16 protein-coding genes and 1 tRNA gene are annotated in these 14850 nt (G+C 70.3%); 7 read left to right on the top strand and 10 right to left on the bottom strand.

What is annotated here, in order from left to right:
- Nucleotide 1: 1 nt before the first annotated feature.
- The 5 genes from KXC43_RS23055 to pyrE are packed head-to-tail and all read right to left on the bottom strand — an operon-like array spanning nt 2 to nt 3030.
- Nucleotides 2-265: a hypothetical protein gene (locus KXC43_RS23055; RefSeq protein ID WP_308129205.1), complete on the bottom strand. Its 264-nt coding sequence runs from the start codon at nt 263-265 to the stop codon at nt 2-4.
- Between the two features lie 38 nt (nt 266-303).
- On the bottom strand, nt 304-1365 hold the full coding sequence (locus KXC43_RS23050) for a Gfo/Idh/MocA family protein (RefSeq protein WP_221378201.1): 1062 nt from the start codon (nt 1363-1365) through the stop codon (nt 304-306).
- A 37-nt stretch (nt 1366-1402) separates the two neighbouring features.
- Nucleotides 1403-2155 (bottom strand): hypothetical protein, encoded by a 753-nt coding sequence (locus KXC43_RS23045; RefSeq protein WP_221378200.1) that lies wholly within the window; start codon nt 2153-2155, stop codon nt 1403-1405.
- Nucleotides 2152-2466, bottom strand: a complete 315-nt coding sequence (locus tag KXC43_RS23040; protein WP_221378199.1) for a PadR family transcriptional regulator — start codon at nt 2464-2466, stop codon at nt 2152-2154. Before KXC43_RS23040 ends, KXC43_RS23045 begins: the two co-directional genes overlap by 4 nt.
- A gap of 39 nt (nt 2467-2505) precedes the next feature.
- A complete protein-coding gene (pyrE, locus tag KXC43_RS23035; RefSeq protein WP_221378198.1) occupies nt 2506-3030 on the bottom strand; it encodes an orotate phosphoribosyltransferase in 525 nt (174 codons plus the stop codon).
- Between the two features lie 91 nt (nt 3031-3121).
- Here pyrE and KXC43_RS23030 point away from each other — a divergent pair, with 91 nt between their 5' ends.
- Genes KXC43_RS23030 through KXC43_RS23020 form a run of 3 tightly spaced genes read left to right on the top strand, consistent with a single transcriptional unit; the run spans nt 3122 to nt 6853 of the window.
- Nucleotides 3122-4282, top strand: coding sequence for an FIST signal transduction protein (locus KXC43_RS23030; RefSeq protein ID WP_221378197.1), 1161 nt, complete (start codon nt 3122-3124; stop codon nt 4280-4282).
- A 3-nt stretch (nt 4283-4285) separates the two neighbouring features.
- The gene (locus KXC43_RS23025; RefSeq protein WP_221378196.1) at nt 4286-6493 is read left to right on the top strand and encodes a putative bifunctional diguanylate cyclase/phosphodiesterase; all 2208 of its coding nucleotides are present in this window, start codon (nt 4286-4288) and stop codon (nt 6491-6493) included.
- A 60-nt stretch (nt 6494-6553) separates the two neighbouring features.
- Nucleotides 6554-6853, top strand: coding sequence for a hypothetical protein (locus KXC43_RS23020; RefSeq protein WP_221378195.1), 300 nt, complete (start codon nt 6554-6556; stop codon nt 6851-6853).
- A 51-nt stretch (nt 6854-6904) separates the two neighbouring features.
- Here KXC43_RS23020 and KXC43_RS23015 read toward each other — a convergent pair whose 3' ends face one another.
- A complete protein-coding gene (locus KXC43_RS23015) occupies nt 6905-7852 on the bottom strand; it encodes a DUF4190 domain-containing protein (protein ID WP_221378194.1) in 948 nt (315 codons plus the stop codon).
- A 639-nt stretch (nt 7853-8491) separates the two neighbouring features.
- Nucleotides 8492-8944 carry a GatB/YqeY domain-containing protein gene (locus KXC43_RS23010; RefSeq protein WP_221378193.1) on the bottom strand — a complete coding sequence of 151 codons (453 nt, stop codon included), beginning with the start codon at nt 8942-8944 and terminating at the stop codon, nt 8492-8494.
- 26 nt (nt 8945-8970) lie between these two features.
- Here KXC43_RS23010 and KXC43_RS23005 point away from each other — a divergent pair, with 26 nt between their 5' ends.
- The 3 genes from KXC43_RS23005 to KXC43_RS22995 all read left to right on the top strand — a co-directional run bounded on the left by KXC43_RS23005 (nt 8971) and on the right by KXC43_RS22995 (nt 11065).
- Nucleotides 8971-9867 (top strand): metallophosphoesterase, encoded by an 897-nt coding sequence (locus KXC43_RS23005; protein ID WP_221378192.1) that lies wholly within the window; start codon nt 8971-8973, stop codon nt 9865-9867.
- Between the two features lie 72 nt (nt 9868-9939).
- A tRNA-Pro gene (locus KXC43_RS23000) sits at nt 9940-10016 on the top strand.
- A gap of 104 nt (nt 10017-10120) precedes the next feature.
- Nucleotides 10121-11065, top strand: coding sequence for a toll/interleukin-1 receptor domain-containing protein (locus tag KXC43_RS22995; protein ID WP_221378191.1), 945 nt, complete (start codon nt 10121-10123; stop codon nt 11063-11065).
- Between the two features lie 21 nt (nt 11066-11086).
- Here KXC43_RS22995 and cutA read toward each other — a convergent pair whose 3' ends face one another.
- The 3 genes from cutA to KXC43_RS22980 are packed head-to-tail and all read right to left on the bottom strand — an operon-like array spanning nt 11087 to nt 13736.
- Nucleotides 11087-11410 (bottom strand): divalent-cation tolerance protein CutA, encoded by a 324-nt coding sequence (cutA, locus tag KXC43_RS22990; protein ID WP_221378190.1) that lies wholly within the window; start codon nt 11408-11410, stop codon nt 11087-11089.
- A complete protein-coding gene (locus KXC43_RS22985; RefSeq protein WP_221378189.1) occupies nt 11407-12462 on the bottom strand; it encodes an aspartate-semialdehyde dehydrogenase in 1056 nt (351 codons plus the stop codon). Before KXC43_RS22985 ends, cutA begins: the two co-directional genes overlap by 4 nt.
- A gap of 8 nt (nt 12463-12470) precedes the next feature.
- Entirely contained in the window at nt 12471-13736 is a 1266-nt protein-coding gene (locus tag KXC43_RS22980; RefSeq protein WP_221378188.1) for an aspartate kinase, read from the bottom strand.
- A 222-nt stretch (nt 13737-13958) separates the two neighbouring features.
- On the opposite strand from KXC43_RS22980, the gene KXC43_RS22975 reads away from it, so the two are divergent.
- Nucleotides 13959-14735, top strand: a complete 777-nt coding sequence (locus KXC43_RS22975) for a hypothetical protein (protein WP_308129204.1) — start codon at nt 13959-13961, stop codon at nt 14733-14735.
- Nucleotides 14736-14850 lie beyond the last annotated feature (115 nt).

The following is a 14850-nucleotide window of genomic DNA, read 5'->3' as shown; positions in this document are numbered from 1 at the left end:
GCTACTCGTCGGTCAGCTCGGCCAGCACGTCCTGGGCGTCCTCGCTCCCCGCCGCGGCGAGCTCGCGCAGCTCGTCCAGGTCTTCCCGCTCGCCGGCCAACTCGATCAGCACGGCCGCCGCATCACTGCTTCCGGCCGCCGCCAGCCGCCGCAGCTCGTCGAGATCGCCGCTTTCGCCGGCCAGTTCCACCAGTTGATCGGTCGCGTCCCGATCACCGACCGCCGCCCGTTCCCGAAGCATCGCCAGTTCGTCGTCGTCGCTCACGGCTGTCATCCTCCCGCACCTGCGACCGATGTCCACCCTCATGTGTGCGCCGATGGCGGCCAGTTTCCCGCGGTCGTGGTCACTTCCTGGCCGGTCTCCGCGGCTTCCTCAATGGCCAGTGCCAGCAGATGATCCTGGCTACCCTCGGCCAGCGGATAGGGCGGTGGCCCCTCGCCTCGCACCCAGGCCGCCATCGCGTCGAGCAGGGCGGCGGTGGCGATCTCGTCGTCGTTGAGGCGATGACCGACGTACGGATTGCGGTGGAGCACCTTGTCGCCGAGCGTGATGGTCTCCGTGTCGAAACCGTTCAGGTCCAGGTCGTGGCCGCTCTGCCGGCGGGTGAGGGCGGTGCGGGTGATCGTCCGCGGGGCCGGCATGTGGACGATCTCGTCGTTGCTCAGTTCGCCGTGCGTGCCGCGGACCAGCAGCCGTCGTGAGCGCAGCAGATTCCTCGTCTGGTTGGTGGTGAAGTCGTAGACAGCCGAGCGCCCGTCGCCGAAGTCCAGCGTGGCGATGGTGGTGGTGGCCGGCTTCGGGTCCGCGGCATCGGTCCACCCGGCACGATCGAGCGGGTCGAGCAGCGGCGCGACGGTTCGCACGGCCCGCACCGTCGCCGGGTCATGTCCGACAGCCAGCATCCCGCGGATCAGCGAGATCGCGTGGTACTGCTGAGTGGACGACACGTGCGCCTGCGTCGGCGTCCCGATGATGCCGGACTGCACCGCCGCGAGCCGGGCGGCATGCGACGGCATCAGCAGATACTGCTCCGCGACCTGCACCAGTCCGGACGGCCCGGCCATCGTCCACAGCGACCGCAGGCCGGCCCGGTCGGGCGCCGGTGGCGTCTCGGCCAGGACGGGCACGCCGAGCTCCACCGCGCCGGCGATGACCCCCGGGTTGGCCGCGCGTGGGACGGCGGTGACCACGAAGTCGGGCCGGGCACTGCGTACGCATTCGCGCAGGTCGCTGTAGGCCGGCACGGGCAACGGCCGTGGCTCCCGCACGACAGCACCGACGCACTCCAGCCGGGGGACCGCCTGCGCGACCCGGTGAAACGCCGCCGCACGAAAGCCGAACCCGACAAGAGCGAACCGCGTCATCCGTCCACGGTAGAGCCCGCCGAAGGCTGGGCCGGCCCTACACGCGAGCCCGCCGGCGCGCCGCCCACGCCCCGACGATGAGGAAGGCGGCCACGTAAGCGATGCGGGACCCGGTGAGGATGAGTACCCCGCGGGCGTCGGCGCCCGGCAGGTCGGCGATCACCTGCAGGAACGCTACGCAGAAGGCCAGCCCGACGGCGAGCGCGACCCGTTCGTCGACCACCGCCCAGGCCAGCACCGCCAAGCCGAGCAGGTAGAGCGGCTCGGTGCCCAGTGCGACGGCATCGAGGGGCACGAGGGGAAGCGCCAGCAGGATCGGGTTGCGGACGGGGGTGGGTGGGCCGGGAATCAGCAGCAGCACCGCCGCCAGCGAATAGGCGGTGACCGCTCGCCAGTCGACCCCGTCGGCCGCACTGATCGCGAAGGTGGCGAAGCCGGCCAGGGCCGCGGGCACCCGCCAGCCGGCAATGATCGACACGACCGCGACGGCCACCGCGACCCACACCAGGATCTGCATGGTGCTCAGCGGCAGCCACGTCGACGCGACCTCGCGGGCCGAGCCCACGGCGCTGAAGATCAGCAGCAGGAGGGCCGCCGCGCGGGCCGCGTAGAGCCAGCGGACGGCGAGCGGCTGGTCGCCGCCGCACCGGGCCCGCAGGCCACCCAGCACCAGCGACGGGATCTCGCGCCACGCCGGCCGGCCGGCCGTCAGCAGCACGTCCAGCATCTCGTCGCGGGGGTGGGCGGCGGGGTAGAGGCGCAGCAGAGTTTCGTACAGACGCTCGCTCATGCCGCACCCCCGGCGACCCGCGGCCGCAGAACGACGCGTGCCGCCGCGGCCATCCGGGCGGCCTCCGCCTGGAGGGCGGAGCGGCCGTCCGGAGTGAGCGCGTAGTGGCGGCGGGCGCGGCCGTTGACCACCTCTTCCCGGACGACCTCGATCAGCGCCTCTCGGGTGAGGCGGTCGAGGGCCTGGTAGAGGGTGCCGGTGGCCAGGCGCACCCGGTCACCGGAAAGCGCGGTCACCCGGCTCATGATCGCGTAGCCGTGGCCCGGCTCGTCCTGCAGCGCGGCCAGAATGAAATATGTCGGCTCTCTCACGGAGCCAACATATGTCGTCAGGTTACCTATGTAAATGGATCAGGCGACGGCTTCCAGGTCGGCCCGGGTCAGCAGCGCCCGCAGGGTGATGCCCTCGGCCGCGAGCGCCTGCGCGCCCCCCTCCTGGCGGTCGATCACGCAGAGCGCGTGGTCGACGTGCGCACCCAGCTTGCGCAGGTCGCCGGTCGAGATGACGACCTGGCCGCCCGAGGTCACCACGTCCTCGACCACGAGCACCCGCCGGCCGGCCACCTCGGCTCCCTCGGCCAGCCGCGCGGTGCCGTACTTCTTGGCCTCTTTGCGGACGAAGGCGGTGGGCAGCTTCGCGTGCCGGGCGACCGCGGTGACGACGGCGATGCCGCCCATCTCGAGACCGGCCAGCACCTCGGTGCCCTCGGGGATCAGCACAGCCATCGCTTCGGCGAGCTGGTCGAGCAGCACCGGGTCGGCCTCGAACTGGTACTTGTCGAAGTACTCGTTGGCGACGCGGCCGGAACGCAGGGTGAACTCGCCGGTCAGCCGGCTCACGGCGCGGACCTGCCGCGCAAGGTCGAAGTCAGTCACGCAAGCAAGCCTCGCAGGCCGCTCGGGGACACCGGACGGCACCCCAGACGCAACCACTCAGCAACCGACAAACGGTGCCGATCAGAAGATCATGCAGAGCATCCTGCACCGTTGGTTCGGCGTGGGCCAGAGCAGCGCGCCCGACTCCCGCAAGGCGGGGGCCGAGGCAGCGTCGGAGGCGATCGGCGGGCGGGAGACCAAGGCCGTCTTCGTCTTCGCATCGGTTGCCCACGATCTGCTGGCGCTGCTGCGGGGCGTACGGATGGAAGCCGGACCGGACGCCGAGATCGTCGGCGCCACGACGATGGGCGAGCTGGGCAGCGCCGGGACGACCGACGGAGGCGTCGCGGTCGCGGCCCTCGGCGGCGACGGTTTCACCGTGCAGGCCCGGGCAGCCCGGATCCACAAGTCCGATCCACGGGCCGCGGGGGCGGCAGCGGCCGAGGCGCTGCACGGTCTGGACGACGAGAACCAGGTGCTGGTGCTGCTGGCCGACGGGCTGGCGGGCCCGCAGCACGAGATCGTCCGCGGGGCCTACTCCTCGATCGGGGCCAGCGTTCCGCTGGTCGGTGGGTTCGCGGCCGACGACCGGCGGTTCCGGCAGACGTACCAGTTCATCGGCGACGAGGTGCTCACCGGTGCGGTGGTGGGGCTCGGGCTCGGATCGGACGGCCCGATCGGCATCGGCGTCGCGCACGGCTGGCGCCGCAAGGAACCGCCGATGGTGGTCACCAAGGCCAACGGCCCGCACATCTACCAGCTCGACGGGGAACCAGCCCTGGACGTGCTGCTGCGTCGCAACGAGATGGAAGGCACGGCCGCCGAGCTGTTCGACCGCGGCCGGGCGTTGCAACCCCTCGGGCTCTCGCGGCGCAGCGGCGAGGACATCCGGGTGATCCACGCCGGCGACGACGAGGAGCGCTCGGTCTGGGGTTCCAACGACGTGCCGCAGGGCGCGCTTGTCTGGCTCATGGAGGGCGACCGGCAGTCGATGTTGGACGGTGCCGCCTGGTCGTGCACCGAGGCGATCGCCCGGCTCGACGGCCTGCCGCCACTCGGCGTGCTCGCCTTCGACTGCGGCGGCCGGTGGGCCGGTCTCGTCGAAGGCGGCCTCGACCATGAGATCCAGGCGATGCGTACGGCGTTGAGCGATGCCCCGTTCGCCGGCTTCTACACGCTGGGTGAGATCGCCCGCGTACGCGGCGCGCTCGGCACCCACGCCCTGACCCTCGTCACGCTGGCTCTGGCCTGAACCATGGAATCCTGGTCGACGCACCAGCTGACCGAGTACTTCACCGCGGTCAACGCGGCCGACGACGAACAGACGGCGATCGCCGGCGCGGTCGAGCGGGCCACCGAGATGGTCGAGGCCGAGGTAGGCGCGGTGGTGCGTGAGGGCCGGGTCTCGGGGGCGTACGGCTTCGGAGCGGTCGTGCCCGAGGCGGCGTTGCACGAGGTCGCCGCCGGACAGCCGATCCTCGTCGTCCCGTACCTCGGGGAGCTGCATGCCGTCAGCAACCCGCTCGGCGGCGAGAGCGGCGACGCGCTCATCGTGGCCCGGCTGACCGAGCCGTTCGGCCCCGCGGAACGGCAGATGTTGCAGGGCATGGGTCAGGTGCTCGGGCTGGCCCTGCGCAGCATCCGGGTGCTCGCCGCGGAACGCCACCTCCGGGCCGAGACGGAACAGCAGGCGACGAGCGCACAGACCCGGCAACGGCTGGTCGAGTCGCTGCTCATGATTCAGCGGGCGATCTCGGCCCGGCGGCCGCTGCCCGAGATCCTCGACGCGGTGACCTGCGGCGCCGCCGAGTTGCTGGGCGGGGCCACGGTGGCGCTGATGCTGGCCGAGGGCGGGCCCGACCGGCGGCTGAGCGTTGCCTCCACCTGCGGGGACGGCGAGGCGCCACCGGAGAGCCTGGCCCGCGCGGCGATGGCCGGCGGAGCCGTGCTGGTGCGGCCGGCCGCGGACGGCGTGATGATCGCGGCCCCGGTCCGGGTCACCGGCGAGATGGCCGGCAGCCTGGTCGCGTACCTGCCCGGGGTGGCCGACCGGCACACCGAGCAGCGCGACCAACTGGACGCCTTTGCCCAGCAGGTCAGCCTGGCCCTGACCGACGCGCGCACGGTCGAGGCGGTACGCGAGGCCCACCACGACCTGCTCACCGGGCTGCCCAACCGCGCGCTGTTCCTGAAGATCCTCAACCGGGTGCTGGCCTCGCGGAACACCCTGGTCGACCCGACCAGCGTGCTCTTCATCGACCTCGACCGGTTCAAGACGGTCAACGACAGCCTCGGGCACGACGCCGGCGACCAGCTGCTCGCCCTGGTGGCGCGGCGGCTGCGGGGGTGCGTACGGGCCAGCGACACCACGGCCCGGCTCGGCGGCGACGAGTTCGCGGCGCTGCTGCACGACTCCCCGGCCGAGTCCGCCCAGTTCGTCGGCGAGCGCATCGTGGCCACCCTCAAGGAGCCGTTCCGGGTGGCCGGCCGCGAAGTCTTCATCGGCGCCAGCGTGGGCATCGCGACCTCGCGCGAGGCCGACGAGAAGTCCGAGGAGCTGCTGCACAACGCGGACGTGGCGATGTACCGGGCCAAGAAGGAGAGTCCGGGACGGGTGCTGGTCTACGAGCCGTACATGCACGCCGAGGCGCTGGACCACCTGAGCCTGCGCGGGGACCTGCAACGGGCGTTGCGCGACGGCGAATTCCGGTTGCAGTATCAACCGCTGATACGGCTGACCGACGGGCAGCCGGCCGGTGTCGAGGCCTTGATCCGCTGGCACAGCCCGACCCGTGGCCTGGTGTCGCCGGTCGACTTCATCCCGGTCGCCGAGGAGTTCGGGCTGATCGTCGACATCGGGCAGTGGGTGCTCGAGACGAGCGCGATGCAGGTGGCGAAGTGGCGGCGTGACTTCCCGGATCTGGGCCTCAACGTCAACGTCTCGGGTCACCAGCTCGTCCATCCGCGGTTCGCCGACAACGCCATGCGGGCGCTGGCCATGGCCGGGCTGCCGTCGAGCGCCGTGACCCTCGAGCTGACCGAGTCGGTGCTGGTCAGCGAGCCCGATCTGGGGAAGTCGGCCCTCGGTGTGCTGCGCGACCTCGGCGTACAGCTGTCGATCGACGATTTCGGTACGGGGTATTCCTCGCTCGCCTACCTGCGGGAGTTGCCGGTCGACGAACTCAAGATCGATCGGGCGTTCATCGCCCGGGCCGAGCTGACCGCGGAGGACCTCGCCCTGGTTCGCACGATCGTCGAGCTGGCGCAGATCCTCGGACTGCGGGTGGTGGCCGAAGGGATCGAGAACGCCGCACAGCTGGCCGCGTTACGCGGACTCGGGTGCGGTTATGGGCAGGGGTTCCACCTGTGCCGACCATCCGATCCCGACGACATTCCCGCTCGGCTGGCCGGAGCGCAAGGGGAGTCACCCGTTGGCGTACTTGATCACCGCTCTACCGCATGAGCCATGCTCTAGGGGTACTTTTCGGCTAATTAGTACATTTACCCCGGAAGGAAAATAACGGTGACACCCTTCGCGTTGCTCTTCCTCCTCGCCCTCGCCGGCTCCTCCTGCTTCGCTCTCGGCCGGGCCCTCGGCCGCGGGGAGCGCTACGAGAAGGGCTACCGCGAGGGCTTCCGCGACGGGGAGACCGGCTCACTGGCCCGCGCCGCCCGCCTGATCCAGCTCAACGACCGGCCGGCGATCGCCCCGGCCATCGAATCCATGCTCGGACCGTACGCAGTGCCGCAGCAGCAGTTGCCGGGGCGCAGCACGAGCCCGGCGGTCACGGCCGTCCCGGTCCGGCCCCAGCTCGCGATCTGATGTCCCCTCGCGGGGGTACGGCCGGATCGCCGCACCCCCGTTTCGCTGCGTTCAGTCGGCGAGCAGGAACTGCCGGATGACGCCGAAGGCGAAGCCCAGAACCATGCCGGCGATCGCGAGAATCAGCGCCAGCCTGCCCCGGCGCTCCCCCTTCCGGAGCGCGATCACGGCCGATCCCACCGCGAGCGGACCGAAAACAATCGGAAGAATCAGCAGCGCCAGCACGGCCAGCCCGAAGGCCGCACGGCTGAACTTGTTTCCGGCGCTCCTGACCGCGGCGTGGCCGCCCATCATGTACGGCGGCGGGTTGAGGTCCGGCGGCTGCTGCGGATAAGCCGGAATCCCCCCGACAACCGTGGCATTCATCGCCGTCGGAGCGTCATAGCCATCCTGCGAGGATTGATACGCGGCCGGCACCTGATATCCCGTTGCGGGTGAGGCGACCGGCGCCTGATACCCAGCCGCGGGCGAGGGCGCGGGTTGCGCGGCCGGCACCTGATAACCGGCCGTAGGTTGAGCAACGGACGCCTGATACCCCGCTGCCGCCGAGGCCTGATACGCATTCGTGGCCGGGCCCGGAACACCGAACGTCGAGGTCGCGTCGGTTGCCCACCCGGGCTGTTCCGGCGTTTCCCATTGGTTCTGCGGGGAAGCCGACCAGCCATTCTGTTGGGGAGTTGCCCGTTGGCTCTGCTGCGGAGCCAGCCCCTCGGGCTGCTGCGGAGCCGTCCGCTCGGGCTGCTGCGGAGCCGTCCGCTCGGCCTGCTGCGCGGCCCACCCGTTCTCCTGCGGCACCGGCCACCCAGCCTGCCGGGTGGCCGACCGCTCGTCCTGCTGAGTCGGCCATGCGCTTTGCTGCGGTGCTGAAGGCTCGATCTGCTGAGTCGCCCACGCGCTCGGCTGCAGCACCGACGGCTCGGTCTGCTGAGTGGCCCACGCGCTCGGCTGCAGCACCGACGGCTCGGTCTGCTGAGTCGCCCACGCGCTCGGCTGCAGCACCGACGGCTCGGTCTGCTGAGTGGCCCATGTGGTCTGCCGCGGCGACGACCGCTCGTCCTGCTGGGTTGCCCACGCGCCCTGCTGCGAAGTTGGCCACTCGGTCTGCTGGGCGGCCGGTCGCTCGTCGTGCTGGGCCGCCCATCCGCTCGGCGGGGGAGCCGGCCAGTCGCTCGGCTGAGGCGCTGACCAGGAGGGCTGCTGCGGCGGCGACGGCCACGCGGCCGGCTCGGATGCGGCAACCGGTGAGGGGGCCGGCTGGCCACAAGCACCGCACCAGCCGTTCGGCTGAATCGCCGTCGAGCCGCAATTCGTGCAGGTCATGAGCGCACTCATTTCGGGGATGTCGGGGGTCGATCCTGCAATCGACCTGCAACCCACGGACTTGAGTGAATCCCTCAGCGCCACCCACCACTGCTCGAACAGGCGGCCACCCGCCGTCTGCGGTTGGGGGCCCGTCGCCGCGTACATCTGCAAAAGCCGCCGAAGCCGCCGCCGAACGACGGCCTCGAAGGCTCGCCCAGCCGGATCTTCCAAACGCAGACCCAGCCGCCGCCGAACGACGGCCTCGAAGGCTCGCCCAGCCGGATCTTCCGAACGGAGAGCCCACCCAGCCGGATCCTCAAATGTCGCGCTCAGCCCCTATCCCAGCTGTTTGCGCACCTCGGCGGCGACACGGCCGCCCTCGGCCCGGCCCGCCACCGCGGCCTGGGCGGCCTTCATCGCGGGACCCATCTGCCCCTTGCCGGTGAAGCCGCCGGCCGCGAGCGCCCCCGCCACCAGCTCGGCGATCTCGTCGTCGCTGAGCTGCTGCGGCAGGTAGCGCTCGAGCACCTCGCCCTCGGACCGCTCCTTGGCCGCCTGCTCGGCCCGCCCCGCGTCGCTGAACGCCGTGGCGGCCTCGCGCCGCTTCTTCGACTCCTTGTTGAGGACGGCGAGCACCTCGTCGTCCGACAGGTCGCGGGCCGCGGAACCGGCGACCTCGGCGTTGCGCACGGCGGACAGCGCCATCCGCAGCGTGGCCGTGGTGAGCTCGTCCCGGCTCTTCATGGCCGAGTGCAGGTCATCGTTCAGGCGGTCCTTCAGCGTTCCCATGGACGGAGAAACTACCCTTGTCACCCATGCGCAAGCGCTCTCTTTTCACACTCGGTTCCGCGGTGCTCGCCACAGGGGCCGCCACGTTCGCCTACGCCTCGCTGATCGAACGCAACCTGTTCACGCTCCGCCGCTTCGACGTGCCGGTGCTCGAACCCGACGCCGAGCCGCTGCGCATCCTGCACATCTCGGATCTGCACATGATGCCCGACCAGCGCCGCAAGCAGGCCTGGGTGTCCGCCCTGGCCGGCCTCGACCCCGACCTGGTCGTGGTGACCGGCGACAACATGGCCGACCCCGAGTCGCTACCAGGCGTGCTGCGCGCACTCGGCCCGCTGCTGACAATCCCCGGCGCGTTCGTCTTCGGCTCGAACGACTACCGCGGCCCCCGCTGGAAGAACCCGATCCTCTACCTGCTCCCCGAGCGCGAGTACGTCCAAGGCGACGCCGACCTCCCCGCCGAAGACCTGCGGACCGCCCTGACCGACGCCGGCTGGGCCGACCTGAACAACGCCCGCACGGTGCTCAAGGCCGGCGGCCGCTCGATCGAGCTGGCCGGCGTGGACGACCCCCACATCAACCGCGACCAGTACGACACGGTCGCCGGCCCCATCAACCCCGGCGCCGACCTGCACCTGGGTGTCACCCACACCCCCGCCTCCCGCGTACTCAACGCCATGGCCGCCGACGGCTTCGACCTCCTGCTGGCCGGCCACACCCACGGAGGCCAGGTCTGCGTCCCGTTCTACGGCGCCCTGACCACCAACTGCGACCTCCCCCACCGGATGGCCAAGGGCCTGCACCGCTGGCCCGGCTCCGACGCCTGGCTCCACGTCTCGGCCGGCCTGGGCACCCACCCCACCGCCCCCATCCGCTTCGCCTGCCGGCCGGAGGCCTCGATGCTCACTCTGATACCGCGCTGACCTGCGGTTTTACGCTTCTGGGGATACCGATTTCGCGCTGGCCGAAGCGTCGGATAGTATTTCCAGGCAGCTCGGGGTGTGGCGCAGCTTGGTAGCGCGCTTCGTTCGGGACGAAGAGGCCGTCGGTTCAAATCCGGCCACCCCGACCAACGTGTTGCAAGTCAGGCCCGGTCTCAGTGAGACCGGGCCTGACTGCTTCGGTAGCTGATCGTCGTTGTGATCGCTCGGGTCGTCGCCCTGGGAGGTTCCGTCCGTGCACGATGTTTTCATCTCTTACTCCCATCAGAATCGACGCGCGGTCCAACGCATCGTGGCCGATCTGAAGGACCACGGCATCGACGTGTGGTTCGACGTGATGGAGTTGACCGTCGGCGATTCGATCAACAAGAGCATCGAAACCGGGATCAGGAACAGCCGGTTCTTCTGTCTCGCCCTCTCCCCGGCCGCACTCCGCTCCTACTATGTGCGCGAGGTCGAATTCGAACAGGCCTTCTCGCGCTCACTGAAAGAGCGGCGCGGCCTGATACTGCCCATTGTCGTGCAACGCTTGGGCGCGGACAATCGCCCGGTTCCCGAAAGAATCGCGCACCTCGCTCGGCTGGACCTCTCGAGTCACCGATCGTATGCGACCAACATCCGCAAGCTGGTCGACCGAATTCGCGGTGTGGACGACAATTTCACCGGCGAGCGCTGGTACAAGGGTCTCAACATCTCGAACTTCGGCGAGCCCGCCGGCGTGGGCCCGACGACCCAGATGGCGACGCTCGGGCCGAGCTACCGGATCAGGTGGACGCAGGGCGTCGTCACCCGGGTCGACGTCTTCCAGAACGGCTCACTGGCGAATTACAAAGAGTTCGAGTTCGACTCGAGCGGCCGGGTCGTCGCCAACAAGATGTTCACTCGCGACCACGCCGGCGAATGGGCCGTGCTCGACGACGTCTGGTATTACGATTACGACCCGGTGACCGGCACCCGATCCACCAAGACCATGCGGTACCTGGGCGAAAGCACTGCTCGCGTCGTCACGTACGACAAGAACGGGAACGCCCTGCGGGAAGATATCGTCACCGAGGGCGGCGGGCCGCCCGATCGGCATTTCCCGTATCGCAGCAAGATTTTTCGTTACGACGACGACGGTAATCCGCTCGGCGAGGAGCACCTCGACGAGAACGGCGCCGTGATCGAGGAAGCGTCCTGACGAGGCGCCGCGCCGCCCGGTTCAGGTTTCGGTCGTCTCGCTGAGGACCCATTCGAGATAGGCAGGATTGCCCGCCGCGACCGGCAGAGCCAGGACGCAGGGGACGTCGTACGGGTGCTCGGCGTTCGCCCGCTCGACGATGCGGTCGACCAGGGACGCTCGGGTGTGCAGGGCGACCCGGGCCTCGGGGTCGTCGTGGACCTCGCCGTCCCAGCGGTAGATCGAGCGGATGGCCGAGACCTGCTGACCGCAGGCGGCCAGGCGGTCGTCGACCAGGCGGCGGGTGAATTCGGCCAGCCAGGAAGCGTCGGCGGCGGTGATCACGACCTCGACGACGCCGGTCATTTGGACAGCTCGGCCGCGATCAGTTCGGCGATCTGCACGGTGTTGAGGGCGGCGCCCTTGCGCCGATTGTCGCCGGTGACGAAGAGGTCGAGCGCGCGGGGGTCGTCCATCGCGCGGCGGATGCGGCCGACCCAGGACGGGTCGGTGCCGACGGCGTCTATCGGCATCGGGAACTCGCCGGCCTCGGGATCGTCGACCAGGATCACGCCGGGGGCGTTGCGCAGGGCCTGGCGGGCGCCCTCGGCGTCGACCTCGGAGCCGAAGACGGCGTGGACGGCGATCGAGTGGGCGGTGACCACCGGAACGCGGACGCAGGTGGCCGAGACCTTCAGCGCCGGTATGGCCAGGATCTTGCGGGACTCGTTGCGCAGCTTGAGCTCTTCCGACGACCAGCCGAGTGGCTCGAGCGCACCCGACCAGGGCACCACGTTGAGCGCCAGCGGCGCCGGGAACGGGCCGAGCTCGTCGCCGACGGCCTGGCGCACGTTGCCCGGACGGGAGCCCAGCGAGCGGTCGCCGGCCACCTTGCTGAGCTGGTCGTGCAGCGTGTCCACGCCGACCTGGCCGGCGCCGGACGCGGCCTGGTAGGAGGCCAGCACCAGCTCGCGCAGGCCGTACTCGCGGTGCAGGGGAGCGATCGCCATGATCATGGCCATCACGGTGCAGTTCGCGTTGGCGATGATGTTGCGCGGCCGGTAGGCCATCGCCTCGGGGTTGACCTCGGGCACCACGAGCGGCACGTCGGGGTCCATGCGGAACGCGGCGGAGTTGTCGACCACGGTGACGCCGCGGGCCGCGATGATCGGCGCCCACTGCAGGGACACCTCGTCGGGCACGTCGAACATCGCGACGTCGACGCCGTCGAACGCCTCGGGGGTCAGCTCCGCCACCGTGAGCTGCTCGCCCCGGCAGCTCAGCTGCTTGCCGGCCGACCGCGACGACGCGATCAGCCGGATCTCACCCCAGACGTTGCGCCGGCCGGACAGCAGCTCGAGCATGACCGTCCCGACGGAGCCGGTCGCCCCGACGACGGCGAGCGTGGGCTGCGCCATGACGGGGCTTACCGTCCGGTGCCCGCGTAAACCACTGCCGTTTCGCCGCCGCCCAGCTCGAACTGGTCGTGGACGGCGCGGACCGCGGTGTCGAGGTCGCTGTCGCGGCAGACGACCGAGACCCGGATCTCGGAGGTGGAGATCATTTCGATGTTGACGCCGGCCTCGCCGATGCAGGCGAAGAAGGAGGCGGCGACACCGGGGTGCGACCGCATGCCCGCGCCGACCAGCGAGACCTTGCCGACGTGGTCGTCGAAGAGCAGGCTCTTGAACTTGATCTGATCTTTGATCTTGTCGAGCGCGGTCATCGCGGTCGGGCCGTCGGCCTTGGGCAGCGTGAAGGAGATGTCGGTGCGTCCGGTGCCCTCGGTGGACACGTTCTGCACGATCATGTCGATGTTGATCTCGGCCTGGGCCACGGTGTCGAAGATGCGGCCCGCGGCACCCGGCTCGTCGGGCACCCCGACGATCGTGATCTTGGCTTCGCTGCGGTCGTGGGCGACCCCGGTGATCAGCGCTTGTTCCACGTCAGGGTCCTCCATCGATCCAGTGACCAGGGTGCCGGGCTTCTGAGAATACGAGGAGCGTACGTGGATGGGCACCTTGAAGCGGCGCGCGTATTCGACGCATCGCAACATCAGCACCTTTGCCCCGCCCGCGGCGAGCTCCAGCATCTCCTCGTACGTGATCTGCTTGATGTGCTTGGCGTCGGGCACGATCCGCGGGTCGGCCGTGAAGACGCCGTCGACGTCGGTGTAGATCTCGCAGACGTCGGCGTGCAGGGCGGCCGCCAGGGCCACCGCCGTGGTGTCGGAGCCGCCGCGGCCGAGCGTCGTGATGTCCTTCGTGTCCTGCGAGACGCCCTGGAAGCCGGCGACGATGGCGATCGCGCCCTCGTCGAGCGCGCTGCGCAGCCGGCCGGGCGTGACGTCGATGATGCGGGCCTTGCCGTGCGTCGACGTGGTCAGCACGCCGGCCTGCGAGCCCGTGTACGACCGGGCCTCGTAGCCCAGGTTGTGGATCGCCATCGCGAGCAGCGCCATCGAGATGCGCTCGCCCGAGGTGAGCAGCATGTCGAGTTCGCGGCCGGGCGGTAGCGGGCTGACCTGGTTGGCCAGGTCCATCAGCTCGTCGGTGGTGTCACCCATGGCGGAGACCACGACCACGACGTCATCGCCGGCCTTGCGGGCGGCGACGATGCGCTCGGCGACGCGCTTGATGCGCTCGGCGGTCGCGACCGACGAGCCACCGTACTTCTGCACCACCAGTGCCACGGCTGAACCAATCCTTCGGCTGTGCGTGCCGGCGGGGCCGGCAGGCTTGGCGTGCCGGCGAGGCCGGCCAGGACAATCGCCACCACAGTAGCCGCGCTCCGGCCCGCCTCCGACAGGCGATCCCAGAATCCGGCGCGCAAGGGAACAGACACGCGCGACACGCCGAAGCTTCAGAAGGCTCAGCACCGGGGCGATTCGGCCCGTGGAGGCGAGAATGTCTCGGTGCGCCCACGCTCGATGCTTCTGTCCACCGCCGCCCTGCTCCTGACGGGCGTGGCGGCCTGCAGTGGCGCCCCGGAGACAGTTCCGCTCCCGGCGAGCTCCGGGCCGAGCCAGGCCGCGGGGGACGCTCGCGACAGCCTGGCCGCGACGGCTGCGCTGGCCATGGACAAGGCGTACGCGGCTCTCTACTCGCTCGACGACGGCAGCGGCCGGCCTCGCAATGTCGTGGCCACCGTCGGCGGGGACGGCACGTGGCGGGTGGATGTCAGCGGTGGCGCGCTCGGCGGCACGGCCGACGTGACGATCGCCTCGACGGCGGCGGGCGTCTTCCAGTGCACGCTCGGGTCGCAGTCCAACCCGATCACCTCGACCTGCGTCAAGGTCGCGAAGCCCGGCAAACCCGTTCCCGACGAGTACGACCCCAAGGTCCAGCGCCTGTTCCGGCAGTGGCTCCCCGTCTTCACCGACCGCCAGGCCGCGCTCGCCGTGACTCAGGTGCAGCCGCTGGCCGGGGCCAAGGGCAGCTGTTTCTCGATCGACTCGATCTCGGCCTCGCTCGCCGACCCGGTCGACATCGGCGTCTACTGCTACGCCGACGACGGGGTGCTGACCGCGGCCCGGGTCGGCTTCGGCGTACTCAAGATCACGAGTCAGGTCGAGGGGCCGGCCACCGTGCCACTGCCCGGCCCCGAGGTGGCCGGTCCGCCCATGGGCATGGACGCCCCACCCCCGGCGCCCGACCCCGTTCAGCCCACCGGGATCGTCCCCTCAGCCTGAGCCTTCTCACCATCCGGGCGTACGGCTGGCAACGGCTCAGTTGATCACGTAGGGTCATTTTCGACATGTGGCAGGCGCTTCTTCTTCTTAGCTGCCGCGACGAGGCCCCATCCCA

It is taken from the genome of Paractinoplanes polyasparticus, assembly GCF_019710575.1.
Taxonomy (GTDB): domain Bacteria; phylum Actinomycetota; class Actinomycetes; order Mycobacteriales; family Micromonosporaceae; genus Actinoplanes; species Actinoplanes polyasparticus.
Note: the sequence above shows the minus strand (reverse complement) of the source record. Positions and strands in the feature narration are given on the sequence as shown.